At 74.5% G+C, this 26,977-nt stretch carries 17 protein-coding genes; 9 read left to right on the forward strand and 8 right to left on the reverse strand.

Annotated elements, in window-relative coordinates:
- Nucleotides 1-131 precede the first annotated feature (131 nt).
- Complete coding sequence (locus tag J7W19_RS14815) at nucleotides 132-1,505, reverse strand: NAD(P)/FAD-dependent oxidoreductase (protein WP_267939150.1); 1,374 nt, start codon at nucleotides 1,503-1,505, stop codon at nucleotides 132-134.
- A 363-nt stretch (nucleotides 1,506-1,868) separates the two neighbouring features.
- Here J7W19_RS14815 and J7W19_RS14820 point away from each other — a divergent pair, with 363 nt between their 5' ends.
- Together J7W19_RS14820 and J7W19_RS14825 are read left to right on the forward strand one after the other, a co-directional pair.
- Nucleotides 1,869-2,633: a TetR/AcrR family transcriptional regulator gene (locus J7W19_RS14820; RefSeq protein WP_051072741.1), complete on the forward strand. Its 765-nt coding sequence runs from the start codon at nucleotides 1,869-1,871 to the stop codon at nucleotides 2,631-2,633.
- Between the two features lie 1,016 nt (nucleotides 2,634-3,649).
- The gene (locus tag J7W19_RS14825) at nucleotides 3,650-5,530 is read left to right on the forward strand and encodes a sigma-70 family RNA polymerase sigma factor (RefSeq protein WP_004952808.1); all 1,881 of its coding nucleotides are present in this window, start codon (nucleotides 3,650-3,652) and stop codon (nucleotides 5,528-5,530) included.
- A 145-nt stretch (nucleotides 5,531-5,675) separates the two neighbouring features.
- Here J7W19_RS14825 and J7W19_RS14830 read toward each other — a convergent pair whose 3' ends face one another.
- Nucleotides 5,676-7,844: an asparagine synthase-related protein gene (locus J7W19_RS14830; RefSeq protein ID WP_004952811.1), complete on the reverse strand. Its 2,169-nt coding sequence runs from the start codon at nucleotides 7,842-7,844 to the stop codon at nucleotides 5,676-5,678.
- 772 nt (nucleotides 7,845-8,616) lie between these two features.
- Here J7W19_RS14830 and J7W19_RS14835 point away from each other — a divergent pair.
- The 5 genes from J7W19_RS14835 to J7W19_RS14855 all read left to right on the forward strand — a co-directional run bounded on the left by J7W19_RS14835 (nucleotide 8,617) and on the right by J7W19_RS14855 (nucleotide 16,370).
- Complete coding sequence (locus tag J7W19_RS14835) at nucleotides 8,617-10,068, forward strand: hypothetical protein (RefSeq protein ID WP_004952813.1); 1,452 nt, start codon at nucleotides 8,617-8,619, stop codon at nucleotides 10,066-10,068.
- Nucleotides 10,069-10,617: 549 nt separating this feature from the next.
- A complete protein-coding gene (gene lhgO / locus J7W19_RS14840; protein ID WP_004952815.1) occupies nucleotides 10,618-11,826 on the forward strand; it encodes an L-2-hydroxyglutarate oxidase in 1,209 nt (402 codons plus the stop codon).
- 215 nt (nucleotides 11,827-12,041) lie between these two features.
- Nucleotides 12,042-13,004, forward strand: a complete 963-nt coding sequence (gene trmB / locus J7W19_RS14845) for a tRNA (guanosine(46)-N7)-methyltransferase TrmB (protein WP_004952818.1) — start codon at nucleotides 12,042-12,044, stop codon at nucleotides 13,002-13,004.
- Between the two features lie 629 nt (nucleotides 13,005-13,633).
- Nucleotides 13,634-14,836 carry an IS110 family RNA-guided transposase gene (locus J7W19_RS14850; RefSeq protein ID WP_004956478.1) on the forward strand — a complete coding sequence of 401 codons (1,203 nt, stop codon included), beginning with the start codon at nucleotides 13,634-13,636 and terminating at the stop codon, nucleotides 14,834-14,836.
- An 85-nt stretch (nucleotides 14,837-14,921) separates the two neighbouring features.
- Nucleotides 14,922-16,370 carry a PrsW family intramembrane metalloprotease gene (locus J7W19_RS14855; protein WP_004954399.1) on the forward strand — a complete coding sequence of 483 codons (1,449 nt, stop codon included), beginning with the start codon at nucleotides 14,922-14,924 and terminating at the stop codon, nucleotides 16,368-16,370.
- A gap of 39 nt (nucleotides 16,371-16,409) precedes the next feature.
- Here the strand turns inward: J7W19_RS14855 and J7W19_RS14860 are convergent, their stop codons facing one another.
- Nucleotides 16,410-17,651 carry an MFS transporter gene (locus J7W19_RS14860; protein ID WP_004954403.1) on the reverse strand — a complete coding sequence of 414 codons (1,242 nt, stop codon included), beginning with the start codon at nucleotides 17,649-17,651 and terminating at the stop codon, nucleotides 16,410-16,412.
- 73 nt (nucleotides 17,652-17,724) lie between these two features.
- Here J7W19_RS14860 and J7W19_RS14865 point away from each other — a divergent pair, with 73 nt between their 5' ends.
- Together J7W19_RS14865 and J7W19_RS14870 are read left to right on the forward strand one after the other, a co-directional pair.
- Nucleotides 17,725-18,699 (forward strand): ArsR/SmtB family transcription factor, encoded by a 975-nt coding sequence (locus J7W19_RS14865; protein WP_004954406.1) that lies wholly within the window; start codon nucleotides 17,725-17,727, stop codon nucleotides 18,697-18,699.
- 238 nt (nucleotides 18,700-18,937) lie between these two features.
- The gene (locus J7W19_RS14870) at nucleotides 18,938-19,249 is read left to right on the forward strand and encodes a hypothetical protein (RefSeq protein ID WP_004954410.1); all 312 of its coding nucleotides are present in this window, start codon (nucleotides 18,938-18,940) and stop codon (nucleotides 19,247-19,249) included.
- Between the two features lie 96 nt (nucleotides 19,250-19,345).
- Here the strand turns inward: J7W19_RS14870 and J7W19_RS14875 are convergent, their stop codons facing one another.
- From J7W19_RS14875 to J7W19_RS14895, 5 genes are all read right to left on the reverse strand, one after another.
- Nucleotides 19,346-20,302 (reverse strand): aldo/keto reductase, encoded by a 957-nt coding sequence (locus J7W19_RS14875; protein WP_004954413.1) that lies wholly within the window; start codon nucleotides 20,300-20,302, stop codon nucleotides 19,346-19,348.
- Between the two features lie 77 nt (nucleotides 20,303-20,379).
- Entirely contained in the window at nucleotides 20,380-21,894 is a 1,515-nt protein-coding gene (locus tag J7W19_RS14880; RefSeq protein WP_411848836.1) for an MFS transporter, read from the reverse strand.
- Between the two features lie 184 nt (nucleotides 21,895-22,078).
- The gene (locus J7W19_RS14885; protein WP_233478109.1) at nucleotides 22,079-23,620 is read right to left on the reverse strand and encodes a M23 family metallopeptidase; all 1,542 of its coding nucleotides are present in this window, start codon (nucleotides 23,618-23,620) and stop codon (nucleotides 22,079-22,081) included.
- 345 nt (nucleotides 23,621-23,965) lie between these two features.
- Nucleotides 23,966-25,156 carry a PP2C family protein-serine/threonine phosphatase gene (locus J7W19_RS14890; RefSeq protein WP_004954421.1) on the reverse strand — a complete coding sequence of 397 codons (1,191 nt, stop codon included), beginning with the start codon at nucleotides 25,154-25,156 and terminating at the stop codon, nucleotides 23,966-23,968.
- A 218-nt stretch (nucleotides 25,157-25,374) separates the two neighbouring features.
- Nucleotides 25,375-26,934: a DEAD/DEAH box helicase gene (locus J7W19_RS14895; RefSeq protein ID WP_004954425.1), complete on the reverse strand. Its 1,560-nt coding sequence runs from the start codon at nucleotides 26,932-26,934 to the stop codon at nucleotides 25,375-25,377.
- Nucleotides 26,935-26,977 lie beyond the last annotated feature (43 nt).

Raw genomic sequence — 26,977 nt, forward strand, 5'->3', positions numbered from 1 at the left:
CGATCGTTACTCTTCGGAAGTGCGAACCCACCCATGGTCACACGTCCAGTGTGGCCGACCGGACTGACATCCGTGAGACGTCGGAGCCGGCGGCGGGAGTTCCCCGCTCCGGTACCGGCGTGGCGCGTGCGTCACCCGGCCTCCGGATGGCGGCCGGTGCCCGCGGCGAGTTCGAATTCGGCCCGGGGGTTCTCCAGCGAGCCCAGCGAGACGATCTCCCGTTTGAAGAGGCCGGCGAGGGTCCATTCGGCGAGGACGCGGGCCTTGCGGTTGAAGGTGGGGACGCGGCTGAGGTGGTAGGCGCGGTGCAGGAACCAGGCGGGGTAGCCCTTGAGCTTCTGCCCGTACAGGTAGGCGACGCCCTTGTGCAGGCCCAGGGAGGCCACCGAGCCGACGTACTTGTGCCGGTAGTCCGTGAGGGAGTGGCCGCGGAGGGAGCACAGGACGTTGCCGGCGAGGACCTTCGCCTGGCGGACGGCGTGTTGCGCGTTGGGGGCGCATTCGACGCCCGGTTCGTGCGCCGTCAGGTCGGGGACGGCGGCGGCGTCACCGGCCGCCCAGGCGTGGTCCACCCCTTCGACGCGCAGGTCAGGACGGCACTTCAGCCGGCCGCGGGCGTTCAGCGGCAGGTCGGTGGCGGCGAGGAGGGGGTGTGGTTTGACGCCCGCGGTCCACACGAGTGTCCGGGCGGGGTGGCGGGAGCCGTCGCTGAGCACCACGACGCGGTTCTCGCAGGAGTCGAGGCGGGTGTCGAGGCGGACGTCGATGTTCCGGCCGCGTAGCTCGCGGACGGCGTAGCGGCCCATCTCCTCGCCCACCTCGGGGAGGATGCGGCCGGTGGCCTCGACGAGGATGAAGCGCAGATCGTCCTGGTCGATGTTGTGGTAGTAGCGGACGGCGTAGCGGGCCATGTCCTCGAGTTCGGCCAGGGCCTCCACACCGGCGTAGCCGCCGCCGACGAAGACGAAGGTGAGGGCGGCGTCGCGGACCTCCGGGTCGCGGGTGGAGGAGGCGATGTCCAGTTGCTCCAGGACGTGGTTCCGCAGGCCGATGGCCTCCTCCACGGTCTTGAAGCCGATGCCGTGCTCGGCGAGGCCGGGGATCGGGAGGGTGCGGGAGACGGATCCCGGGGCGATGACCAGTTCGTCGTAGGGGACGGTGAGGGCGCCCGCGCCGGCCTCCTCGGTGGCCGCCGTCCGGACGGTGGCGGTCCGCGCCGCGTGGTCGAGGGCGGACACCTCGCCGACGAGGAGCCGGCAGCCCTTGAGGACGCTGCGGAGCGGGACGACGACGTGCCGGGGCGAGATGGAGCCGGCCGCGGCCTCGGGGAGGAAGGGCTGGTAGGTCATGTACGGGTCGGGGCTGACGACCAGGACCTCGGCCTCGCCCTTCCGCAGCTTGCGCTGGAGGTGCAGTGCGGCGTACATGCCCACGTAGCCGCCCCCGACGACCAGAATGCGCGTCGCTTCCTTCGTCGCTTCCTTCACCGCCGGTTCTTTGGCCAAGGCTGTCCCTTCGCATCCTCGCGGTCGCACGGCTCCCTTCCATGACGCACCGGGTACCGGTGTTTGTCCACAGGGCCGGGCGAAACGTATGACCGGAGGCGTAGCCGGAAGGCGGAGCCTCCGCTTGCCCCGCCTCGGACAAGGTATGCAGGTCAGCGCGGATCCGCCGGGGTGGTGAGGTGGTGCGGAATCAACCGCGGACCGGCGCGTACTCCTATTGGGGGCAGGCTGTGCGGAACTACCCTCTTCTTTCTTGACCTGGGCTCAACTATGTTCGTACTTCGTCGGGGTTTCAGGCAGCGGTCTGCTCCGGCAGTCAGGGCGGGGAGTCTCCGGGGGGAGACGTCATAACCGGGGGAACGTATGCACATTCAGGGCTCTCATTGGTCTACCGCTGTCGCGCCCTCCGACGGGAACGGCGGCCGTAGTACGCCGCTGCGCGTGGACGCGCAGCGCAATCTCGAACATGTGCTGCGGGCGGCTCGCGAGGTCTTCGGCGAGCTGGGGTACGGAGCGCCGATGGAGGACGTGGCGCGCCGGGCCCGGGTCGGCGTGGGAACGGTCTACCGGCGGTTCCCGAGCAAGGACGTCCTGGTCAGGCGGATAGCCGAGGAAGAGACGGCACGGCTGACCGAGCAGGCGCGGACGGCGCTGGGCCAGGAGGAGGAGCCGTGGTCGGCGCTCTCCCGGTTCCTGCGCACCTCGGTGGCCTCGGGCGCCGGGCGGCTGCTGCCGCCGCAGGTGCTGCGGGTCGGCGTCGAGGGCGAGTCCGCCCCGGAGCCGGTGGCGCCGGTGGCGGCGCCGCAGGCCCGGGTGCCGCAGCAGCGGCAGCCGGGGGCGGCCGGGGGCCAGCTCCACGAGCTGCGCCTCGTCGAGCAGCGGCCGGCGTCGGTGCCCGAGGGGCAGCGGGACGGTTCGGGCGCGGCGGCGCTGCTGGAGGTCGTCGGGCGGCTGGTGGACCGGGCGCGGGCGGCGGGCGAGCTGCGGCCGGACGTGACGGTCGCGGACGTGCTGCTGGTCATCGCCACGGCGGCGCCTTCGCTGCCGGACGCGGCGCAGCAGGCGGCGGCGTCCTCGCGGCTGCTGGACATCCTGCTGGAGGGGCTGCGGTCGCGGCCGGCGGCTTGACCGCTGACGGCTTGACCGCTGACGGCCTGATGCGTGACGGCTTGATGGCCTGATGGCGGGGCGCTCGGTGGCCGGCTGACGGCGGTCGTCCCGCCGTCGGCCTTTCGGTGGCGGCCGTCCCGCCGTCGGCCTTCCGGTGGCAGGCGTCTCGCCGTCGGCCTCTGGTGATGGCCGTCCGACGGTGGATCGGTGGAATCGCGTCCGCGTGCTTCCCGAAAAGGCACGGAAGTGAAGCCCGAGGTGACATCGGGAGCGGTGCCCGTGAGCCGCACCCGAAAGGAGGGTGCCCCTTCGGAAGGTTGTTCCCGTTCGGGTGATCCCGAGAGCGGTGGGAACCGGTTCGGAGCGAGGGTTTTTCGACGCTCCGGTGTGCGAACGTTCCTCGGACGAGTGGTTGCCGTTCGCGCGTCTGCCATCGCCGTGTGCGTCTGTGTCACGCTGACCCCTGTTTTGTTCGGTGTCCGGCGTGCACGGGAGCTTCCGCTATGGGTCGTGACGGGCGGGAAGAGCCGTACGGGAACGAGGAGTCGGGCGCCTCGGCGTCGCACCGGACGCCGTCCGGGGTTCCCGGGCAGGGCGGTCCGCACGGCCGCGGCCGAGGACGGCGCGGAGGGGCCCGGGCGAGCGTTCCCCAGCAGCGCGGCAGCGCGTGGGGCGGCGCGTTCGACGCGGCCATCGCGCACCCCACCGCCGGCAGGCCGCTCCCGCGGCCGTCGGCACCGGCGGCGCTGCCCGGACCTGCCGGTCCGGTCGACGCCGGTGGTGCGCCTGATGCGGACGGGGGACCTGACACATCCGATGCGTCCCGTTCGTCGGATGCCGGGCGAGCGCCCGCCGATGACTCCCGTACCGGCCTCGGGTCCGGGGCCGGTGAGGCCGGGCCGGGGGCAGGTGACGCCGGGTCAGGGGACGGCATCGGTGCGGGCGCGGAACGCCTCAGCGGGACCGAGGACGTCGACGGTGGCGGCGAGGAGGCGGATACCGAGAGCGGATCGGGGTTCTCGGACACGGAGTTGGTGGCCCGGCTGCGGGACGGCGAGGACGTCAGCGGGGAGGCGTACGCCCTGCTCTACCGGCGGCACGCCGCCGCGGTCCGCGGCTACGCCCGGACGTGCTGCCGCGACGTCCACACCGCCGAGGACCTCACCAACGAGGTGTTCGCCGCGACGCTGCAGGCGGTACGCCGGGGCGCGGGCCCCGACACGGCCGTGCGCGCCTACCTGCTCACCACCGTGCGGCGGGTCGCCGCCGCCTGGGCGCGGACCGCTCGGCGGGAGCGGCTCGTCGAGGACTTCGCGGTGTTCGCCGTATCCGCGGCCGGGGCCTCGGTGGACCCGGAGGACACGCCCGTCGACCCGGGCGCGGACGTGCGCGCGATGCAGCAGGCCGAGACGTCCCTCGCCGTGCAGGCGTTCCGCAGCCTGCCCGAGCGGTGGCAGACGGTGCTCTGGCACACCACCGTCGAGGAGGAGTCGCCCAGCCAGGTGGCGCCGCTGCTGGGGCTGAGCCCCAACGCCACCGCCGTACTCGCGCACCGGGCCCGCGAGGGGCTGCGTCAGGCGTATCTCCAGGCGCACGTCAGCGCGTCGTTGACGTCCGCGGGGAGTTGCGCGCAGTACGCCGACCGGCTCGGGGCCTTCGCGCGCGGCGGGCTGCGGACACGGGCCGAGCGAGGGCTGCGCAAGCACCTGGCGGAGTGCGCCCGGTGCCGTACCGCCGCGCTGGAGCTGGCGGACGTCAACGCCCGGCTGCGGGCGGTGCTGCCGGTGGCGCTCGTCGGGTGGTTCACGGCCGGCGCCTCGGTCAAGGCCGTGGCCGGGCTGGCGGCCGGGGCGGGGGCCGCCGCGGGCACCGGTGCGGCGGTGAGCGGTGGTGCGGCTTCCGGGGCGGCCGGGGCTGCGGGGGCCGGTGGGAGCGCCGCGGTCGGCGAGGGTCTCGGTGCGCCCGCGAAGGTCGCGCTCGGTGTGGGGGCGGCCGTCGTCGCCGCGGGGGTGGCTCTCGCCTGCGTCCTTACGGGGGGTTCGGGCGGGCCGCCGCCCGCGAAACCGCGGGCACTGCGGTCGGCCCCGGCACCCGTCGTACCGTCCTCCACGCCACCGCCGTCCCGTCCGGCCCACTCCACGCCCCCCGCGGTGAAGGCGCGGCAGGCCGCGGCCCCGGCGCGGACGTCGGCGAAGCCCACGGCCGGCCCCTCGCCTTCCTCGGCCCACCGGACGACGCCCGCTCCCTCGCCTCGGCCCGCGCCGCCGTCCGCGTCCCCGTCCCGGGCGCCCTCGCCGCCGAAGCCCTCGTCCACTCCCCCGCCACCCCTGCCCGCCCGTGCCGTCTACCGGCTCGACGACCTGGACTTCGACGTGTTCGGCAACGGGCACGAGCCGCGCGTGCGGATCGACGAGGGCGGTCCGGTGTGGCAGCGGGACGGGCTGCGGATCGGGGGCGTCGTCTACCGCCACGGTGTGAGCGTCGGGTCGGCGTCGTCGGTCGCCATCGACCTGAACCGCTCCTGTACCGCCTTCGACGCGGTCGTGGGCGTCGACGACCTGTCGCTCGGGCGCCCGTCGCTGCGGTTCTCGGTGCTCGCGGACGGGGAGCCCGTGTGGCGGTCGGGCGTCGTCCGCCGGGACGGTCCGGCCGTGCCCGTCCACGCGGAGCTGACCGGCCGGCGGACGCTGCGCCTGGTGGTACGGACGGTGGCGCCGGCCGAGGACGCGGCGCCGGCTCCGGAGGAGGGCGCGGCCGAGGCCGTCGGAGACGCGCCGGACCGGTGGTGGGGGCGGTGGCGGAGCGGGCGCCCGGGTGGTGCGAGCATGGCGTCGGCGGCGCGGCGGACGGCGCTCGTACCGTTCGACGACGTGGCGCTCGCGGACTGGGCGGCGGCGAGCATCACCTGCTCCTAGCGCGGAACGCGGGCGACACGGGCAGGATGCCCCCTCACCCACGCGGGCCGGTGAGCGCTGCTTGCGGCCCCTGCCGCGTCAAAGGCACGGCCGCGACATCACACCCACGCCCCGACGAGCAGGGCACTCTGCCGCCCCGACCGCGTCAAAGGCTCGGCCGCGGCACCACTCCCCCCGCCACCGCCCGCATCCGCGGCGCCGTCGGGCCCGTCCAGCAGGTGCCGCGGCGGGCCAGCAGGCGGCGGAGCCAGATTTCCGTGGCGACCAGTTCGGCGAGGCCGTCCAGGGGCAGGGACGCGCCCTCGGCCGCCGACTGGAGCGCGTCGCGGACGACGCCGGCCTCGACCAGGCCCGCGTCCGCGAGGAGGGGCGCGTCGAAGAGGCGGAGGAGGAGGGCCGCGTAGGCGCGCAGGCCCGCTCGGGCCGCCGCCGCGTGGGCGGCGTGGGTGGGAGCGCCCCAGCCGGGCGGCAGTTCGCGGATGCCCGCTCCCGCGAGGACGGAGCGCAGGACGCTGGCGCGCGCCCCGGGTTGTACGCGGAGCGCTTGGGGCAGCGCGCGGCAGGCCCGTACGACCTGGTTGTCGAGGAAGGGGGCGTGCAGGCGCTGGCCGCGGATCTCCGCGGCCTGTTCGAGGACGCGGAGGTCCGCCGCGTGCCGGGCGAGGGCGGCGGCGGCCCGGCGCTCCCCGGGGCGCTGTGCCGCGCCGGTCGGCCGGACGGCGGCGGCTTGGAGCCGGACCGACACCTCCGCGAGCGCCGCTCCGGTGAGCCAGCGGGCGGCGGGCCCGGGCCGGCACCAGGTGAGCGCGGCGAGGGAGGCGTCCACGGCCCCGGCCGCGCCGGTGAGGTGTTCGGCCGTGGCGAAGTCCGGGGCCAGGAAGCGGGCCGCGGCGCCCTCCAGTCCCTCCCGGTAGGAGGTGCGGGCCAGCCGGCGTGCCGCGCGGTAGACGGTGAAGGGGACGGACGCCGAGAACCCGGCGATCGCCGTCGGGCCCGGCCCGTCCGCGCGGGCCAGGGCGGAGACCGGGCGGAGGAGGTGGCGGCGGCGTCGGCCCAGCAGGAGGTCGGCGAGGCGCGCCGGGTGGGCGTCGAGGACCTGGCGGGCGCCGTGCCCGGTGAAGTGGTCGGCGCTGCCGGCCGCGAGCCGGTGGCGGTGGCGGGCCGCGGTGACGAGGGCGGGGGACGGTTCGTCGGTGAGCGGGCCGTCGAGCAGGTCGGCGTAGGGCAGGGCGTCCTCGGCCGCGGCGACGACGACGTGGTGCAGGCGCGGGTCGGCGGCGAGCGCGCGGGCGCGTTCGAGTTCGGCCTCGCGTGCTCCGCCGCGGTCGGCCACCAGGTCGTTGAAGGTGACGACGAGGAGCCGTTCACCCGCGCTGGTCCCGTGGCCGAGCGGGGTGCCGGGTGCGCCGGGGAGGCCCGCGGCGAGCAGGGCCAGCGTGGCGGAGGCGCTTCCTCCGGAGAGGTCGGCGCCGATGCCGGGGGCGACCCCGCCGCGGGCGGCGCGGCGGAAGGCGGGGCCCATGCCGGGGACGGGTCCGGGGTCGGGCGCGGGGGTGCGGGGGAAGCCGTTCGGGGCGTGGCGGGGGGCGGCGAAGCGGGCGCGTACCGCTTCCACCAGGGCGTCGCGGACTCCTTCGACGGCCTGGTCGGCGTCGGGTTCGGGGGCGGCGACGACGAGGGAGGCCGCCGGTTCGTAGCTCGTGACGTCGCGTGCGCCGTCGCGCACCACCAGCGCGTGCCCGGGCGGGACGCGCCGTACGCCGGTGTAGGGAGTGCTGTCGCCCAGCGCCTCCGGGGAGTCGGGGCAGGCGAGGAGGGCGGCGAGGTGGCCGATGTCGAGCTCGGCCTCGACGAGGTCGGCGAGGGGCAGGGCGGCGGTGGCGTAGGCGGTGCCGCCGGCCCACGCGGCGTGGAAGACGGGCCGGGCGCCGGCCAGGTCTCCGGTGACGGTGACGCGGCGGCCGATCTGGGCGACGGCGGTGTAGCTGCCGGGCCAGGCGGTGAGCGGGCGGAGGGCGCCGCCGCGGGTGGCCAGGAGGCCGGTGCGCAGCTGGTGGTCGTCGGCTCCGCAGCGGCCGAGGACGGCGAGGCGGGCGACGGGCGGCGCGGTGGCGGGGCGCGGGCCGTGGGAACGGGATCCGTCGGGGTGCGGTCCGGCGTGGACGACGCGTACCTCGTCGGGCCGCCAGTCGCCGACGGCCCACAGCGGATCGGGGTCCTCCCACAGGAGCCGGGCGCCCACGGGCTGGACCGCGGGCGCGGCGGGGACGCCGGGCCGGGAGCCGGCGCGGCTCCACCCCACCAACCAGCGCATCGCCGCCTCCACAGGCTGTGGACAACCATCGGGTAGCAGTCATCATGCACAGCGGGACGGGTGGCGCGACATCGTTCGGGCCACTCGGGCCGGCCGACGGGCGGCCCAACTGACGGGAAAGCGGGGCTGAATGGCGTCCGACGACGTCACACCGTGGCGCATGCGCACCCCATGCTGCCACGGCCGCAGCGGACTTGGCCGTTCCGGGCCGCTGTCCGGCCATGTGGGCCCCTTGGCGTACGGCGGGTTTCGGCCGTTTCCCGCGCGCCCCGCGCGCGGTACGGGCGGCGCGCTCCCACCGCGCGTTCCCGCTCGCGAACACCCCTGGGACCCGTTCTCGCGGTGACCCTCCGTACGGTGAACGCCGCCGGGCGGAAGGGGCGTTCAGCCTCGTACGGGCCCGTCGCGGCACCCGCCACCGGGGCGCGCCGCGGCGTCCGCGCAGCCCGGGAGGCACGAGCCGCACCCCCCGGGCCGGTCCGCCGCCCGCGGGGAATGGGGCGACGGCTTCCCCCAGCCCACTGGATCCAGTACAGCGGGCCAACCCACGCAGAACCATGGAACCGCCCCGGCGATGGCGTATACAAGGCGCACAGCAGGCGCACGGCCACACTCCGCCGGAGCACGTGCCCCTCCGTGCACGCGCATGCGGACCAGAATCCCGCCATCCGGGACAACGCCCCTTAACGGTCGGGATGTGGGGAACTACGCTGGGTTTACGAATGCCCCGCGCCTATGCCGGGGCGGGCATCGTTGTTGCCGAGGGGTGCGCATGTCCAGGGAGCCACGCGGACCGAACGAGAAGCTGGGCACGGTCCTCGCTCTCGCGGGGATCAGCAACGCCGGTCTGGCGCGGAGGGTCAACGACCTTGGTGCGCAGCGGGGATTGACGCTTCGGTACGACAAGACGTCGGTCGCCCGGTGGGTCAGCAAGGGCATGGTGCCACAGGGCGCCGCGCCCCACCTGATCGCCGCCGCGATAGCGGGCAAGCTGGGCCGGCCGGTACCGCTGCACGAGATCGGGCTCGCCGAGTCGGATCCGGCGCCGGAGGTGGGCCTCGCGTTCCCGCGCGATGTCGGCCAGGCGGTCCGGTCGGCGACGGAGCTGTACCGGCTGGATTCCGCCGGTCGCCGTGGGGGCGGTGGGATCTGGCAGAGTCTCGCGGGTTCGTTTTCCGTCAGCGCGTACTCCACGCCTGCCTCGCGCTGGCTGATCACGCCCGCCGACAGTTCGGTGGCGCGCGAACCGCAGCAGGCGGCCCGGGAGCGCGACGCCGGCGCGGTACCCGACTGCGGTTTACCGCAACGTGTCGGCCACAGCGACGTGGCCAAGTTGCGGGAGGCGGCGGAGGACGCGCGCCGCTGGGACTCCAAGTACGGCGGCGGGGACTGGCGTTCGTCCATGGTGCCGGAGTGCCTGCGCGTCGACGCGGCGCCGCTGCTACTGGGGGCGTACAGCGACGAGGTGGGGCGCGCGCTGTTCGGCGCGACCGCCGAACTCACCCGGCTGGCCGGGTGGATGGCCTTCGACACGGGCCAACAGGAGGCGGCGCAGCGCTACTACATCCAGGCGCTGCGGCTGGCCCGCGCGGCGGCCGACGTGCCGCTGGGCGGCTACGTGCTCGCCTCGATGAGCCTCCAGGCCACCTACCGCGGCTACGCGGACGAGGGCGTGGACCTGGCCCAGGCCGCGCTGGAGCGCAACCGCGGCCTGGCCACCGCGCGGACGATGAGCTTCTTCCGGCTCGTCGAGGCGCGGGCGCAGGCGAAGGCCGGCGACCAGCCGGCCTGCGGGGCGGCGCTCAAGGCCGCCGAGGGCTGGCTGGAGCGGGCCCGGCCGGGCGACCCGGACCCGTCCTGGCTGGACTTCTACACACAGGAGCGGTTCGCCGCGGACGCCGCCGAGTGCTACCGCGACCTGGGCATGCCGCGGCAGGTCCAGCGCTTCACCGAGCAGGCGCTGTCCCGGCCCACCGAGGAGTTCGTGCGCTCGCACGGGCTGCGGCTGGTCGTGTCGGCGGTCGCCGAGCTGGAGTCCGGCAACCTCGACGCGGCGTGCGCGGCCGGGGTGCGGGCGGTGGAGGTGGCGGGGCGGATCTCGTCGGCGCGGACGACGGAGTACGTACGGGACCTGCTGCACCGGCTGGAGCCGTACGGGAACGAGCCGCGGGTGGTGGAGCTGCGGGAGCGGGCGCGGCCGTTATTGGTGGCTACTACGGCGTGAGGGTGGGGGTGGGGGCGGGGGCGGGGGCCTCTTTTGGTCGCTGAGGGTCGGCTTCGGTCGCTGGGGGTTCGCTTCTTATCGCTGGGGGTCGGCTTCAATCGCTGAGGTCCGAGCCGAAGCGATTCCTTTCCGGACGCCGGGGCCGAGGGGAGCGGCCTCTTCCCGGACGCCGGGGCCGAGCGGAGCGGTCCCTTTCGGTCGCGGGGCCGAGCGGAACAGTCCCTTTCGGTCGCGGGGGCGGAGTGGAGCAGTGCCTTCCCGGTTGTCCGGGACCGACGAGAGCAATCCCCTCCCGTTCACCGCGGGCCGACCGGAGCGGCCCCTTCCCGTTCGCCGGGTGTTGTCGCGGTGTTCCTCCGGGGGTGGTGGCGGCCGTCCGCGGTGTTCTCGGCGCGGTGCCGGCCGCTCCGCCCGGGAAGATCCTTTCCGTCTTTCCCCTGGTCCGACGATGTTTCGGGCCGTTGTCAGTGGCGCACGTCATGATAGGAGCCGTTGAGTCGGCCGCAGCGGAGACGGCCGGTGGGTGCGGGAGGGCGGGGAGGTGAGCCCATGGGGGCGTACGACTGCGACGTGCTGGTGATCGGCGGCGGCATCGTGGGCCTGTCGACGGCCTACGCGGTCACGCGCGCCGCGCCGGGTACGAGCGTGGTCGTGCTGGAGAAGGAGCCCGGCCCCGCGCGGCACCAGACGGGCCGCAACAGCGGAGTGATCCACAGCGGGATCTACTACCGTCCGGGCTCGCTGAAGGCGGAGTTCGCGGTGCGGGGCGCGGCGGAGATGGTGAAGTTCTGCACGGAGCACGGCCTGCCGCACGAGGTCACGGGGAAGCTGATCGTGGCGACCGAGCGGGCCGAACTGCCGCGGCTGCACGCCCTGGTGCAGCGCGGGCGGCAGCACGGCATTCCCGTTCGCGAACTGGGTCCGGCGCAGATAGCCGAGTTCGAGCCGGACGTACGGGGCGTGGGCGCGATCCACGTCGGCACCACGGGCGTCTGCGACTTCGGAGCGGTCGCCGCGCACCTGGCCCGGCTCGCCGAGGACGCGGGGGCCTCGGTGCGGTATGGCGCGGAGGTACGGGTCGTGGGGCGGCGCGGCGCGGTGGTCGCCGTGCGGACGGCGGACGGCACGGTGGTACGCGCCCGGGCCCTGGTCAACTGCGCGGGCCTGCACAGCGATCGGGTGGCCCGGCTCGCGGGCGACGACCCCGGGGTGCGGATCGTCCCCTTCCGCGGGGAGTACTACGCGCTGGCGCCCACCGCCGCGGCGCGGGTGCGCGGCCTGGTCTACCCGGTGCCGGACCCCGCCTTCCCGTTCCTGGGCGTCCACCTCACGCGGGGCGTCGACGGCGAGGTGCACGTGGGGCCGAACGCGGTGCCCGCCCTGGCGCGGGAGGGGTACGCGTGGCGGACCGTACGGCCGGCGGAGCTCGCCGCCACCGTGGCGTTCCCGGGCACCTGGCGGCTGGCGCGCCGGCACTGGCGGTACGGGGCGGCCGAGGCGCGGCGCTCGCTGTCGAAGGCGGCCTTCACCGCGGCCGTGCGCAGGCTCCTGCCCGGGGTCGCGGAGGACGATCTGATACCCGCGCCGTCCGGGGTCCGCGCCCAGGCGGTACTGCGGGACGGCACGCTCGCGGACGACTTCCTGTTCGCCGGCTCGCCGCGGATGGTGCACGTCCTGAACGCGCCGTCACCGGCGGCGACGGCCTCGCTGCCGATCGGGCGGGAGGTGGCGCGGAGGGTGCTGGCGGAACTGCGCTGAGGCGGACGGGGGTCCGGCGGCGGGGGGGTTGCGGGGGTGCGCTGAGACGGTCGGATGCCCCCGCGCCGGAGGTTCGCGGAAGTGCGCTGAGGCAGTCGGATGTCCCCGCGCCGGAGGCTTGCGGGTGCGCTGAGGCGGTCGGAGCTTCCCGTCGGGACTCGGCTGACATGTACGGAACCAGCCGGTCCGGGCCTCGCCCGTACTATGGAAGGACTGTGTCCGAGAAGTCCGTGAACCCCGCCCGCCACGCCGTCTCCGCCGCGTCCGCGGCCGAGGACGCCCTGGCCGCCACCCCGGTCGACGCCCCCGCCGACGCCGCTGCCACCGCCTCTCCCGAGGCCCCGGCCGACGCCTCCGTCGCCGAGCCGGCGGGCGAGTCGGCCGACGAAGCCGCCGCCGTACCGTCCCCGGCCGGGGACGGTACGCGCGCCCGTGCCCGTGCCCGCCGGGAACCGATGTTCCCCGACGGTCCCGCCCCGGATCCGGCCGGTTCGCACCACGAGCGGCGCATCCGCTCGTTCCAGCCGCGCCGCAGCCGGGTCACGACCGGGCAGGGCGAGGCGCTGCGCCGGCTCTGGCCGGTGTGGGGTCTCGACATCGACGGCCTGCGCCGGATCGACCTGGGCGAGCTCTTCGGCGACCCGGGGCTGCCGGTGGTCCTGGAGATCGGCTTCGGCATGGGCGAGGCCACGGCGGAGATGGCCGCGGCGGACCCCGGCACGGGCATCCTCGCGTGCGACGTCCACACCCCGGGCCAGGGCAACCTGCTCGCGCTCGCGGAGCGGCGGGGCCTGAAGAACGTCCGGGTCGCCAACGGCGACGCGATCATCCTCCTCCGCGAGATGCTGGCGCCCGACGCGCTGGCCGGCATGCGCGTGTACTTCCCGGACCCGTGGCCCAAGAAGCGGCACCACAAGCGCCGGCTGATCCAGCCCGAGTTCCTGGCCCTGGCGGCGACGCGGCTGGCGCCGGGCGCGCTGCTGCACTGCGCGACGGACTGGGAGCCGTACGCCGAGCAGATGCTGGAGGTCCTGACCGCCAGCCCGGACTTCGAGAACACCCAGCCGGACGGCGGCTTCGCCCCGCGCCCCGACTTCCGCCCGCTGACCCGCTTCGAGGGGCAGGGCCTGGAGAAGGGCCACGCGGTGCGCGACCTCCTCTTCCGCCGCCGCGGCTAACGGGAAGCACGGCCGCCGGGAGGCTGGGAGCGCGGGGCCCTGGGGCTGGTGAGCCGGAGGACGGGCGAGCCAGGGGCCACGAGCCCGTCGGCCGAGAGCCCGCTGACCCGCTGACCGCTGACCGCTGACCGCTGACCGAGAGAGTCTGCCGCCCGGGGACGCGTCGGCTGAGGAACCCGTCGGCCGGAGTACATCGGCCTGCGAGCACCGCCGGCCGAGGAATCCACCAGCCCGCAAGCCCGCCGGCCGGGGACCCGTCGGCCCAGACCCGGTCCGTCCACGAGCCCGGCGACTGGAGACCCGCCGGCCAGGGAACCCACCGGCCCGCCAGCCCGCTGACCGCTGAACTCGCCGGCCCAGCCCGCCACCCCGTTATGTTCTCCCTGGTCCTGCAAGAGGGCCGCTGGCCTCCGGGCCCGGCATGACTGTTGCCCCCTGTCGAAGTCGATGACCTGGGGGGTGGTGTCACCGGGCCCGAGGGGTGCCGTCGGAGACGCTGATGAGAGGCCCGACCACCGCCTGATCAGGCGCAATGCCCGATCGTTCGCGGGCGGCAGGTCTGCATAACGTGGATGCGCGAGAACGGCCCCGACGCACAGGCCGGCACCGCAACGACGAGTGGGGGCACGGTGATCGACACCGAAGACGTGGGCGTCTTCCTCGGCCTGGACGTCGGCAAGAGCGCCCATCACGGCCACGGGCTCACCCCGGCCGGCAAGAAAGTCTTCGACAAACAACTGCCCAACAACGAACCCAGACTGCGGGCCGTCTTCGACAAGCTCGCCGCGAAGTTCGGCACCGTCCTGGTGATCGTGGACCAGCCCGCCTCCATCGGAGCCCTTCCTCTGACAGTCGCCCGCGACACCGGCTGCAAGGTCGCCTACCTGCCCGGACTCGCGATGCGGCGGATCGCCGACCTCTACCCGGGCGAGGCGAAGACCGACGCGAAGGACGCCGCGGTGATCGCGGACGCCGCCCGCACGATGGCGCACACCCTGCGCTCGCTGGAGCTGACGGATGAGGTCACCGCCGAGCTCACCGTGCTGGTGGGTTTCGACCAGGATCTCGCCGCCGAGGCCACGCGCACCTCCAACCGGATCCGCGGCCTGCTCACCCAGTTCCACCCGTCCCTGGAACGAGTCCTCGGGCCCCGGCTCGACCACCAGGCCGTCACCTGGCTGCTCGAACGCTACGGCTCCCCGCAGGCCCTGCGGAAAGCCGGACGCCGCAGGCTCGTCGAGCTGGTGCGACCCAAGGCCCCGCGCATGGCCGAGCGGCTGATCAACGAGGTCTTCGACGCACTCGACGAACAAACCGTCGTCGTTCCCGGGACCGGCACCCTCGACGTCGTGCTCCCGTCCCTGGCCCGCTCCCTGGCCGCCGTCCACGAACAGCGCCGGGCGTTGGAAGCCCAGATCAGCACCCTGCTGGAGGCCCACCCTCTTTCAAAGGTCCTGACCTCGATGCCGGGGATCGCGGTCAGGACCGCCGCCACCTTGCTGGTCACCGTCGGCGACGGCACCAGCTTCCCCACCGCCGCCCACCTCGCCTCCTACGCCGGCCTCGCCCCCGCCACGAAGCAGTCGGGCACCTCGATCCACGGCGAACACGCGCCCAGAGGCGGCAACCGCCAGCTCAAACGCGCGATGTTCTTATCCGCCTTCGCCGCCCTGCACGACCACTCCTCCCGCACCTACTACGACAAGTGCCGGGCCAGAGGGAAGACCCACACACAGGCCCTTCTCCGCCTCGCTCGGCACCGCATCAGCGTGCTCTTCGCGATGCTCCGCGACGGCACCTTCTACGAACCCCGAACCCCCCGCCTCGCTTGACGAAAGACATAGAGGCACCCCCCAGCCCACCGGCCCGGGACACAAACCACTCCGCCCGTGCCGCCGCCTTGGCTAGGGTCGTCCAGTGCATGAGTCCCAGCCTCACCCACCCCAGCCCGCCGATCCGGGCCCGATACCCGCGCCCGGGGCCCCAGGGGCGCCCGGGATCCCGTCGGGGTTCGGCGCCCTGCCAGCCCCGGCCCGCTGGCACTACCGGCCCCGCCGCGCCCTCTGGGACAACAAGGCCGTCCGCGCGGGCACGGTCGTCCTCCTCCTGGCCCTCTGCGGCCTGCTGATCCTGGCCCTGGTCCGGGAGCAGACCGGCACCCGGGGCTTCCTGGTGGGGCTGGGACTGGCGGTACTGCCGGTGCCGCTGCTTATCGCCGCGTTCCGCTGGATGGACCGCGTCGAGCCGAAACCCTGGAAGAACCTGGTCTTCGCGTTCGCGTGGGGCGCCTGCGCGGCCACTCTGGTGGCGCTCATCGCCAACAGCTACGCGACCGAGTGGATCATGAACAGTGTCGACACGGCCCACCGCAACGACGCCGGCACGTTCGGCGCCACGTTCGTCGCGCCGGTGGTCGAGGAGAGCGCCAAGGGAGCGGCCCTGCTGCTCCTCTTCCTCTTCCGGCGCCGCGACTTCAACGGCATCGTGGACGGCGTCGTCGTCGCCGGCATCACCGCCACCGGTTTCGCGTTCACCGAGAACATCCTCTACCTGGGCAACGCGTACGCCTCCGACCAGAGCTTCGGCGCCTCCGGCTTCTCGACGACGGCGGCCACCTTCTTCGTCCGCGTCCTGCTGTCCCCGTTCGCCCACCCCCTCTTCACGTCCATGACGGGCCTGGGCTTCGGCATAGCCGCCGGCCTGCCCATCCGCCGCCGCGTCCTGCGCGTCCTGGTCCCCGTCGCGGGCCTGCTCACGGCGATGGTCCTGCACGGCGTCTGGAACGGCTCGGCGTCCCTCCCGGGGCTGGGCTTCCTGGCCGTCTACTCGCTCTTCATGCTCCCGGTCTTCGGCACCCTCACCTGGCTGACCATCTGGTCCCGCCAGACCGAACTCCGCACCGTCCGGGCCCACCTCCCCGAGTACCAGGCGGCCGGCTGGCTCACCCCGCCCGAACCCCTGGCCCTGTCCTCCATGCGCGCCCGCGGCATCGCCCGCGCCGTGGCCAAACGCACCGCCGGCCGCTCCGCCGCCCGCGCGGTCGCCGAGTACATCTCCTTCGCCACGTCCCTGGCCTTCCTCCGCCAACGCGCCTACGCGGGCCGCCTCACCCCGGACTTCACCGCCCGCGAACAGGAACTCCTCCACCACCTCTGGCAACGCAAACACATCGCCCAACCGGCCCTGGAACGCGCCGCGATGTCGGTGTCCCGACCGTTGCCCGTCCCCATGGGGGCGTACCCGGGCCCGATCGCGCCCGGTCCGTACGGCCCGGTGGCCGGCTACGGTACCGGCGACGCGTACCGGCCGACCGGCCCGGCCCAGGTGCCGGGTCCCTACGGGTGGGAGCCGCGGCGGCCCTCCTGACGCCACGGCCGCCCACCCGTCGGCGGGACGCTCCCGCTCCTAGGCCGCCGCGTCGGCGGTCCGCTCGGCCTCCTGGGGCGCCGCCTTCTCGGCGGGCGCCGCGTCCGGTGACGTCCGCCGTCCGATGGCCGTGCTCAGGGCGCCGACGCCGAGGGCTGCTGCCGTGCCGGCCGTGGCGCTGAACCACCAGAGGGTGGCCGGGCCCGCGGTGGCGTAGAGGGTGGTGCCGAGGGAGAGGGCGGTGAAGCGGGCGGTGCCCCAGGTCCACTGGTAGGCGCCCTGGTAGCGGCCCCGGGCGTGGTCGGGGGCGAGGGCCGCGACGATGGAGCCGGCCACGCCGCCGATGACGGCTTCGCCGAGGGACCAGAGGGCGACGGTCGCGGCGTAGGCCCAGGGGGTGTCGGCGACGCCGGTGAGGGCGACGCCGAGGGCGACGAGGATGCTGCCGGCCACGTAGACGGGGATCTGGCGGAAGCGGGCCAGGACGGTGATGGCGACCGGCTGGAGGACGACGACCAGGGCGGCGTTGAGGGTGGACATCAGGCCGAGGGTGGTCGTGGAGAGGCCGTCGTCGCGGATGGCGAGGGGGAGGGCGACCTCGGTGAAGGTGTAGATGACGAGGGCGATGTAGAAGAGGGGGAGCAGGGCGCGCATCAGCGGGTCGCGGAGGACGACTCCGTAGCCCGCGCCGTCGCCGGCGGCGCGGCGGGTGCGGTCGGGGCGGCCCGCCGGGAGGAAGGACGCGGCGATCACCGCGTAGGTGAGGGTGCTCACCACGTCGACGGTGAAGAGGAGCCAGTAGCCGCGCGCCGCGAGGAAGCCGCCCAGCATGCCGGCGACCGCGGTGCCGATGTTGACGGCCCAGTGGAACAGGGAGAACGCCGCCCGGCGGCGGTCGGCGGTGACCTGGTCCGCGAGGAGGGCGCTCGCGGCCGGGCCGACCATGCTGCCGGCGCCGCTGAGGAGGACGGCGGCGAGGGCGAGGGTGGCGGTGTCGGGGGCGGTGAAGAGGAGGCCCTGGCCCGCCGCGGTGCCGACGAGCCCGGTGATCATCGTGGAGCGGCGGCCGACCCGGTCGGCGAGCAGGCCGCCGAGGGCGGGGCCGACCAGGTTGCCGGCGCCCAGGGCACCGAGCACGTAGGGGATCTGTTCGGTCGGGATGCCGCGGGAGCCGAGGAAGAAGACGAGGAAGGGGGTGACGAGGTAGCCGAGTCTGTTGACGACCGTGCCGGTGAAGACGATCCAGGCGGCGCGGGGCAGTCCGCTGAAGGTGGAGAGCATGCCCCGACTCTCGCCCGGTGCCCGCGCGGCCTCCATTGATTAAGCTCAGGCCGAATGCAACCGGACGACGGGGGTGTCCGTGCTCTCCGAACTCGCCTTTTCCGCCGACGACCTGGCGCTCACCCGCTTCGCGGTCTCACCGATGTGGGAGGTGGTCGCCGGCTTCCGGCTGCTCGTGTCGCGGGCCGCGCACCCCGTCCACCGCCCGTGGACCGAGCAGGTACGGAGCCGGGTGGACGACGCCGGGCTGACGGCCGGGTGGCTGGCCGATCTCGTGCCGCCGCAGAACTACCTCTGCGACTTCCTCACCCCGTTCCCCACCGAGTCGGCGCCGTCCCTCGACGCCGAACTGGCGGCGATCCGGGCCACCCCCGCCGCGTTCGTGCGCCGCGACATCGCCAAGCTCCGGGAGTCCGCGCGGACCCGGGCGCTGCGCGCCGATCCGGAACGGTGGCTGCCGCAGATCACGGAGGAGATCGAGACCTTCTGGGAGATCGCCCTCGCCCCCTACTGGGCGAAGATCCGCGCCGTCCTGGACGCGGAGGTCTTCCACCGCGCCCGCCAGGTCGCCGAGCACGGGGCCGCGCACTTCTTCAACGACCTGCACACGACGGTGAGCTGGGACGACAACACGCTCCGGCTGGTCCGCCGGTGCTGCGTGCTGTCCCGGCAGACCGCCGGGCCGGGGCTGCTGCTCGTCCCGTCCGTGTTCGCCGCCGGCGTCCTGACCTGGATGCGGTACCCCGACCCGCCACAGCTCGCCTATCCCGCCCGCGGCACCGGCACCCTGTGGGAGCGGCGGCCACCGGCCCGCGCCGAGGCCATCGCCGCGGTCCTCGGCCGCTCCCGGACCCGACTGCTGACCGAGCTCGCGGCCCCCGCCTCCACCACCGAACTGGCCGGCCGCACCGGCATCTCCGCCGCCGGCGTCTCCCAGCACCTGGCGGCGCTGCGCGGGGCGGGCATGGTCAGCGCGCACCGCGCCGGACGCTCCGTCCTCTACGCCCGGACGGCCGTCGCGGAGACGCTGCTCACGGCGGCCGATTGAGGCCGTTCCCCCCGCAGCCTGCGGTCACCGCCGGGTGCGGAGGGGCGGCTTCCGGCCGCTCGCCGACGGAGCGTCCACGCGGGCGGGTTAGTGTCGGGAGAGACGTACGCGTCTGCAGATGTCTCTGACGCGGGTTGTTGCAATAGATGCGACAGCCGCAGCCAGGCGCAGACAGACGCGATTGATACGGATGATACGGATCGATGCGGAGGTTGCCGGCATGGCAGCGATGAGTGCAGTGACACGGGTTCCGGCGTCCGTGGTGGCCGCGGCCGGGCTCGTCGGCGGGTACGGCGTGGCCCGGCTGACCAAGAAGCGGCCCCTCGGCGGGGTCGCCCTCGGCGCGGCCGGCGTGGTGGCGGCCCGCCGGTGGGCCGGCACGGTGGGGTCCGGCAAGGCCGCCGCCCTGACCGGGCTGTACGTGGCCGCGTTCGCCGGCTCCCACCCGCTGGCCAAGAAGGTCGGCGCCTGGCCGTCCGTCCTGGGCGTGGCCGGCACCGTCGCGCTCGCCTCCTGGGGCGTGGAGCGCATGGCGGCCCACGAGGGCTGAGCCGGCGCGGGGGGGCGCCCGGCGTGCGGGGATCCGGCCCGTCGTGCGAGGCACCGGCCCGTCGTGCGAGGCACCGGCCGGGCCCCCACGCCCCCGCTACGCCGACGCCTCCGTCAGCCTCGCCAACTCCTCCTCCGTGAGCCGCAGATCCGCCAGCGCCAGCAGCGCCGGCAGCTGCTCGACGGTGCGGGCGCTCGCGAGCGGGGTGGCGACCGTCGGCCGGCTCGCCAGCCAGGCCAGGGCCACCGTGGCGACCTCCGCGTCGTGCGCGGCGGCGATCTCGTCGAGGGCGGCCAGCACCCGCAGGCCGCGTTCGGTCTTCAGGTGCCTGGCGGCACCCTCCGCGCGGGAGCTGTCGACGGTCGCGTCCGGCCGGTACTTGCCGGTCAGGAAGCCGGAGGCCAGGGAGTAGTACGGGACGGCGGCGAGGCCGTGCCGGGCGGCGACCTCGGCGAGCGGGCCCTCGTAGCTCTCGCGCGCGACGAGGTTGTACTCGGGCTGGATCGCCACGTACTTGGCGAGCCCGGCGGAGTCGCTGAACTCCAGGGCGCGGGCGAGCCGTTCGGGAGTGACGTTGGAGGCCGCGATCTCGCGGACCTTGCCCTCCTTCACCAGCCCGTCGAGCGTGGCGATGTAGTCCTCGACCGGCAGCGACGGGTCGTCGTAGTGCGTGTAGTACAGGTCGACGTAGTCCGTGCGCAGCCGGCGCAGTGAGCCCTCGATGCCCTCCTTGATGACGGCCGCGGAGAGGCCCGGACGCTCCGGGTAGCCCGCGCCCACCTTGGTGGCCACCACGATGTCGTCGCGGTTGCGGCGGGAGGCCATCCAGTCGCCGATGATGGTCTCGGACTCGCCCCCGGAGTTGCCGGGGGCCCAGGCCGAGTAGGCGTCGGCTGTGTCGATGAAGTTGCCGCCGGCCGCGGCGTAGGCGTCCAGGACGGCGAACGACTGGTCCTTGTCGGCCGTCCAGCCGAAGACGTTGCCGCCGAGGGCGAGCGGGTGGACGGACAGACTGCCGATCTTCCGGGTGTGATGACGGTGCTTGTCGCTCATGTCCTGTTCCAGCGTGCGCGGTTCGGAACGTATTCCTCCGCCGGCCTCCGTCCGCTGTCCGCACGCGTCACGCCGGCTCAGTCCTCCGACACCGGCGCCGGCGCCGGCTCTCCGCCCGGCCCGGCCCGGAGGGTGCTGCCCCAGCGCGACGACGAGGGCGAGGCCGGTGAGGGCGGCAGCGGATCGGGCTGGACGGAGAGCGGGGTGGCGATGTCCTCCAGGGAGCGGCCCTCGGCGCGTACCGCCAGGAAGGCGGCGGTCACCCCGGCCAGGCACATCAGCGTCGCGCCGATCTGGAAGGCCAGTACGGCGTCGCCCACCACGCCCGTCGTCGTCAGCTCGGCGAAGAGCAGGGGGCCGCTGATGCCGCCGGCCGCCGTGCCCACCGCGTAGAAGAAGGCGATGGCCATGGCCCGCGTCTCCGTCGGGAACACCTCGGAGACCGTGAGGTAGGCGCTGCTCGCGCCGGCGGAGGCGAAGAAGAGGACGACGCACCAGCAGGCGGTCAGGGTGTTGGCGGTCAGATGACCGGCGTCGAAGAGCCACGCGGTGACGAAGAGCAGCGCCCCGGACAGCAGGAACGTGGAAGAGATCATCACGCGTCGGCCGACAGTGTCGAACAGTTTGCCGAGGAAAAGCGGACCGAGGAAATTGCCCAGCGCCATGACCGCGAAGAAGTATCCGGTGCGCGCGGTGGCGACGCCGAAGAACTTGGTGAGGATCTCCCCGAACCCGAAGGTGATGGCGTTGTAGAGGAACGCCTGGCCGATGAAGAGGGCGAGGCCGAGAACGGCGCGCCGCCGGTAGTCCGTGAAGACCGTACGGGCGATGGCCCGGAATCCCGTGCGCTTGCGCTGGCGAATGGTGATCCGCCCGGTGGCGGGTGCCAGTGTGATGCCCTTGTCCGCCTCGATGCGCCGCTCGATGGCGTCGACCAGCCGTTCGGCCTCCTCGGCCTTCCCGTGGATGAACAGCCAGCGGGGGCTTTCCGGAACCTGCCGGCGGACGAGCAGGATGACGAGGCCGAGCACCACGCCCAGTCCGAACGTCAGCCGCCAGCCGATGTCCTTGGGGAAGATCCGGGTGTCCAGGAGGACGATCGACAGCAGCGAGCCGGCGATGGCGCCCAGCCAGAAGCTGCCGTTGATGACGAGGTCGACGCGACCCCGGTAGCGGGCCGGGATCAGCTCGTCCACGGCCGAGTTGATGGCCGCGTACTCGCCGCCGATGCCGAATCCGGTGAGGAAGCGGAAGGCGAAGAACCACCAGGACGAGTACGAGAACGCCGTCAGGGCCGTCGCCCCCAGGTAGACCGCGAGGGTCACCATGAACAGCTTTTTACGGCCGAACCGGTCGGTCAACCGCCCGAAGAACAGCGCCCCCAGGCAGGCGCCCGCCACGTAGAGCGCGGCGGCCACACCGGTCACCTGGGCCCCGGTGATGGGCAGTCCACTCCCGCGCTCGGAGAGGCGTCCCGCGATGTTGCCGACGACCGTGACCTCCAGGCCGTCGAGGATCCAGACCGTGCCCAGCCCGATCACCACAGTCCAGTGCCACCGGGACCAGGGCAGCCGGTCCAGGCGCGCAGGCACAGAAGTGCTGATGGTCGCGGTCGTCACACAATCTGAGTTCCCGATCGCACTCGGAACATTCGCGGCAAATTTCCGGATCGGGGTGCGGGGGGACGATCACGGCGCACGGGCGGACCTTCGAGCCCCGGGCCCGCGCGGGCGGCGCCCGGCCGCCACCGCGGGCCCGGGGCCCGGCGTACGCGACCTACGGGCGCAGCCCCTTCGACCGCAGCCAGTGCAGCGGATCGACGGGGTGCCCGCCGTGCGGCCGGACCTCCAGGTGCAGATGCGCCCCGGTGACGTTGCCCGTCGCCCCGACGCGGCCGATGACCTGCCCGGCGGCGACCTTGCCCTTCGTCCTGACGATGGACGACAGATGGCAGAACCACAGCTCCGTCCCGTCGTCGAGGCGCAGCACGATGCGGTAGCCGTACGAACCCGCCCAGCCGGCGTGGGCGATCGTGCCCCCGTGCACGGCCTTGACCGGGGTGCCCGTGGGGGCGGCGAAGTCCGTGCCGGTGTGCCGGTGGGACCACATGCCGCCGGCCTGGCCGAAGCGGGCGGTGATCCGGTACGAGGAGACCGGCAGGACGTAGGTGCGCTTGGCCCGCGCGGCGGTGATCCGCTCGGCGGTGCGCCGCGCCTCGGCCTGGGCCTGGCCGGTCGCCTTGACCACCGAGGACTGGGCCGCGGCCGTGGCCTCCGCCCGGGCCTTCGCCGCGTTCCCCGCGGCGTGCGGCCGACCGGCGTGCGCCGCGCCGTCGGCATGCTGCGACGCCGTGGGGTGCGCGGCGGCGGTCCGGGCGGTCGCGGCGTGCGCCGCCTGCGCCGTGGTCCGGGCCTTCCGGTCCGCGGTGGCCTTCGCCGCCGCCATCCGCTGGGCGTCCGCGGCGGCCCGCTCCTGTGCCTGAGGCGTCTGATGCGTCTGGTGTGCCTGGTGTGCTTCCTGCGTCTCGTGCGTCGCCTCCGCGTCGGCGGAGTGCCGCTGGTGATCGGCCTGCTGGAGGATGCGGGCCCGCAGCGCCTCACCGGCGTCGGAGGCATCGGCGGCGGCGCTGGAAGCGTCGGAGGTGGCGTGGGAAGCGTCGACAGTGGTGTGGGAAGCGTCGGCGGCGGCAGCAGCGGCCTGGTGCGCATCGGGCTCGGCGTGCGCCGGAGCGGCGGCCTCGTCGTCGTCCCCGTCGTCGATCAGGTACGGGCCGGCGCCCGGCAGGTGGGAGACGTCCGGCACGGATATGGCCGCCGGGCGCTCCTGCGCGTTGGCCATGCCGCCGGCGCCGACCGCGGCGATCACGCCGACGCCGAGGACCGCGCCGCTGCGTGCCATGGAGCCGCCGCGCTGTTTGGGGACGCGGTGCCGGCCGCGGACCGGAGGCTCGTACTCCGCACCGGGCCCGGCCGGAGCAACGGATTCCGCGTTCACGCCGTCATCCACCACGCCCGCACCGGTCTCTTCCGTCTCTCCGGGCGTTCCGATGCCGTCATAGGAATCGGGAGTACCGAAGGTGTCGTAGGTGTCGTACGCACCGTAAGGAGCGGGAGAGCCGGAAGTGCCGGGTGATTCAAAAGATCCGTACGCGTCGTACGGACCCTGCCCTTCCAAAGAGCCGCCGAACGAGCCGCCGAACGAGCCGTCGGCGCCGCCCGGAGGGGGCGGGGCGGGGGAGGAGCCGGGTTCGTCCCCGTAGGGGGACTCCGCCCAGGAGCCGTGCGAACCGTCTCCGCCTGCGGACCTGTTGGACGCCACGGGGGCGCTCTCCTTTCCTTCCCTCTCGCCTGCCGCGTCAGCGGTGGAAGTCCCCGGGACGTTCGGGAACCGGGAGGGTGCGGAGCAGACCGGAGAAGGAAGTCCCCGACGGGCCGGGCGCGGCCCGGTGCGATCCCGAGGGCTGGTGGTTCCCCGGTTCCCTCTCGTGCCCACGGGCCGTACCCACGGGATTCGGCGAAAGCGCGCGGTGCCGCTTTGTGCGGCGGTATGAGGAACGCGCTGCGTTATCGAACGTTAATAGACAGGACTGGTTGTTTCCAAGCCGAAAGCGTGAATCCACGGGCCCGTTGGCAAGATCTGCCGGCGATATCCACTGATGGTGTGTCACTCGTTATGCAGCGTGGCCGCAGTGCGGCGGGGTACGGGCGGGTGGTGGTGCTCGGTGCGCCGGACGGCCAGCAGGGCCATGTCGTCGTCGCCGTGCCCGCCGGTGTGCCGGTCGACGTCGGCCACGAGGTGGTCGAGCAGCGCGTCCGGGCTCCGGAAGTGCCGCCCCGCGAGCCGCCGCACGGGGTCGTAGAAGACGCCCGCCGCGTCCCTCGCCTCCGTCACCCCGTCGGTGAACAGCAGCAGCGTCGTCCCCGGCGGGAACGGGCGCTCCTCCACCCGGTCCGGCCCCTCCGGCTGGTCCCCCAGTTCGCCCATGCCCAGCGGCAGCGCGTGCGCGCTCGGCGGGACCTCGGTCACCGTGCCGTCCGGGTGGGCCAGCAACGGGGGCGGGTGGCCGCGGTTCACCAGCCGGACGACCGGTACGTCGCCGTGCGGCACCTCCGCCAGGACGGCGGTCGTGAAGCCCTCGAACTGGTCGATGCCGGCCCGTCGGCCGCCCTCCCGCCACAGGGCGCGCTCCAGTCGCTGCGCGACGCCGTCCAGCGTCGGCTCCCCCTCCGCCGCCTCGCGGAACGCGCCGATCAGCACCGCGACGGCCTCCACGGCGCCCAGCCCCTTGCCGCGCACGTCACCGACGATCAGCCGGATGCCGTGCGGGGTGTCCTGGACGGCGTACAGGTCGCCGCCGATCCGGGCGTCGGCCTGCGCCGCCACGTACCGGGCCGCGACGCGCAGCCCGTCGAGCCGGGCCGGCGGGGCGGGCAGGACGGCGCGCTGCGCGGCCTCGGCGATGCCGCGGGCGGAGCGCAGGCGGCTGTCGCTGCGGCGCACCACGCGGTTGATGCCCAGGGCGAGGAGGGCGACGGTCAGCACGGTGACGTTCTCGGTGACCGATTCGCCGGTGCTCGGGGAGCCGCGGTGGACGGTGATGTCCACGGACGCCAGGACGGCGATCACCGCCGTCACGGCGGTGGCCCGGGCGGAGAGCAGGGAGGCGGCGACGAGGGGAGCGGCGGAGAAGAAGGGGGCGGAGTTGTAGTTGGGAGGGGTGAGGAAGGCGAAGACCTCCCCGGCGACGAGCAGCAGGGCGGGCAGCCAGCAGGCGGCGCGCCACAGCATGGTCGGGCCCGCGTCCGCCGGGTGCTCCGGGTGCCCCGGGCGCTCGGACCCGTCTCGCTTCCCCACCGTGCGCTCCCTGACCCGGCCGACGCCCGACCCGGCCGGCCTCCGCTGCTCCCTCCCAGCGTCGGGGCAGGGAGGGGCGGCGTCCATCGGAGGTGGTCCGTGCGGGCGCGCGACGGCGCGGACGCGGGCGTACGAAGGGTGAGGGCGCCCCGAGCCGGACAGCCCGGCGGACCGGCAGCCCGGCGGCTGATAGGCGGCTCCCGAGGAGCCGCCGTGTCTCAGCCCGCCGACGGGCGCCGCGAGCGGCCGCCGCCGCGGGGAGCCGGGGCGGCGCCGTCCGGGCGGGGGCGGCGGCGGGGGCCGCGCGCGCCGGTGGTGCTCTGCTCGGCGCCCGTCTCCGAGCCCGCGCCGGAGCGTCCGCGGCCGCGCCCGCGCCCGCGACCCGAGCGCGAGGACGACGACGAGCCGGACGAGGCCGAGCCCGAGGACGCCTTACGGGCCGGGGCCGGCTGCGGCGGCGGCGCGATCACCACGGGCACCCCGCTGGGCTCACGCGCCCCGGTGACCCGGCTGACCTCGGCGTCCGCGGGCTGCACCCGGGACACCTGCGGCGTGATCTGGGCGTTCGCCATCATGCGGGTCATCTCGCGCCGCTGCTCCGGCAGCACCAGGGTGACCACCGTGCCGGACTCCCCCGCGCGGGCCGTCCGGCCGCCGCGGTGCAGGTAGTCCTTGTGGTCCACGGGCGGATCGATGTTGACGACCAGGTCCAGGCCGTCGATGTGGATGCCGCGGGCCGCGACGTTGGTCGCGATCAGCGCGGTGACCTGGTCGGTGCGGAACTGCTCCAGGGTCCGGTTGCGCTGCGGCTGGCTCTTGCCGCCGTGCAGCGCCGCCGCGCGCACGCCCTGCGACAGCAGCCGCTTGGTCAGCCGGTCGGCCCCGCGCTTGGTGTCCACGAACATGATCACGCGCCCCTCACGGGCGGCGATCCGGGTCACCGTGTCCTTCTTCGTGGTCTCGTCCGCGAGGTGGAACAGGTGGTGCTCCATCGTCACCACCGCGCCCGCCGAGGGGTCCACCGAGTGGGTGACGGGGTCGCTGAGGAACCGGCGGACGAGCCGGTCGACGTTGCGGTCGAGCGTCGCGGAGAACAGCATCCGCTGGCCGCCCGGGGCGACCTGCTCCAGCAGCCGGGTGACCTGGGGCAGGAAGCCCATGTCGGCCATCTGGTCGGCCTCGTCGAGCACGGTGATCGCCACGTCGGCCAGCGAGCAGTCGCCCCGCTGGATCAGGTCGGCCAGCCGGCCGGGCGTGGCCACCAGCACCTCGGTGCCACGCGCGAGCTGGTTGGCCTGCCGGCCGATGGACATGCCGCCGACCACGGTGGCCGTCCGCAGGTTCACGGCGGTGGCGTACGGGGCGAGCGAGTCGGTGACCTGCTGGGCCAGCTCGCGGGTGGGGACGAGGACGAGCGCGAGCGGCCGGCGGTGCTCGGCGCGCCGGCCGGCGGTACGGGCCAGCAGGGCCAGGCCGAAGGCCAGCGTCTTGCCGGAGCCGGTACGGCCGCGGCCGAGGACGTCGCGGCCCGCGAGCGAGTTCGGGAGGGTGGCGGCCTGGATCGGGAAGGGCGCGGTGACGCCCTCGCGGGTCAGGGTGGTCAGCAGCCCGGCGGGCAGGCCGAGCTCGTCGAAGGACTCCACCGGCGGCAGCGCGGGCGTCGTGCTCACCGGGGTCTCGAACTCCGCCGGGGCGGCGGCCGGTGCCGGCTTGCGCCGGGACGGCTGCTGGCCGCCGCGGGGGCGCGGCTGGCGGGCGGGACGGGCGGAGCGGGTCATGCGGGGAACCTTCCCTCAAGGGGGTGGCACGCCCGATGCGGGC

Source organism: Streptomyces mobaraensis NBRC 13819 = DSM 40847 (genome assembly GCF_017916255.1).
GTDB classification, from domain to species: Bacteria; Actinomycetota; Actinomycetes; order Streptomycetales; family Streptomycetaceae; genus Streptomyces; species Streptomyces mobaraensis.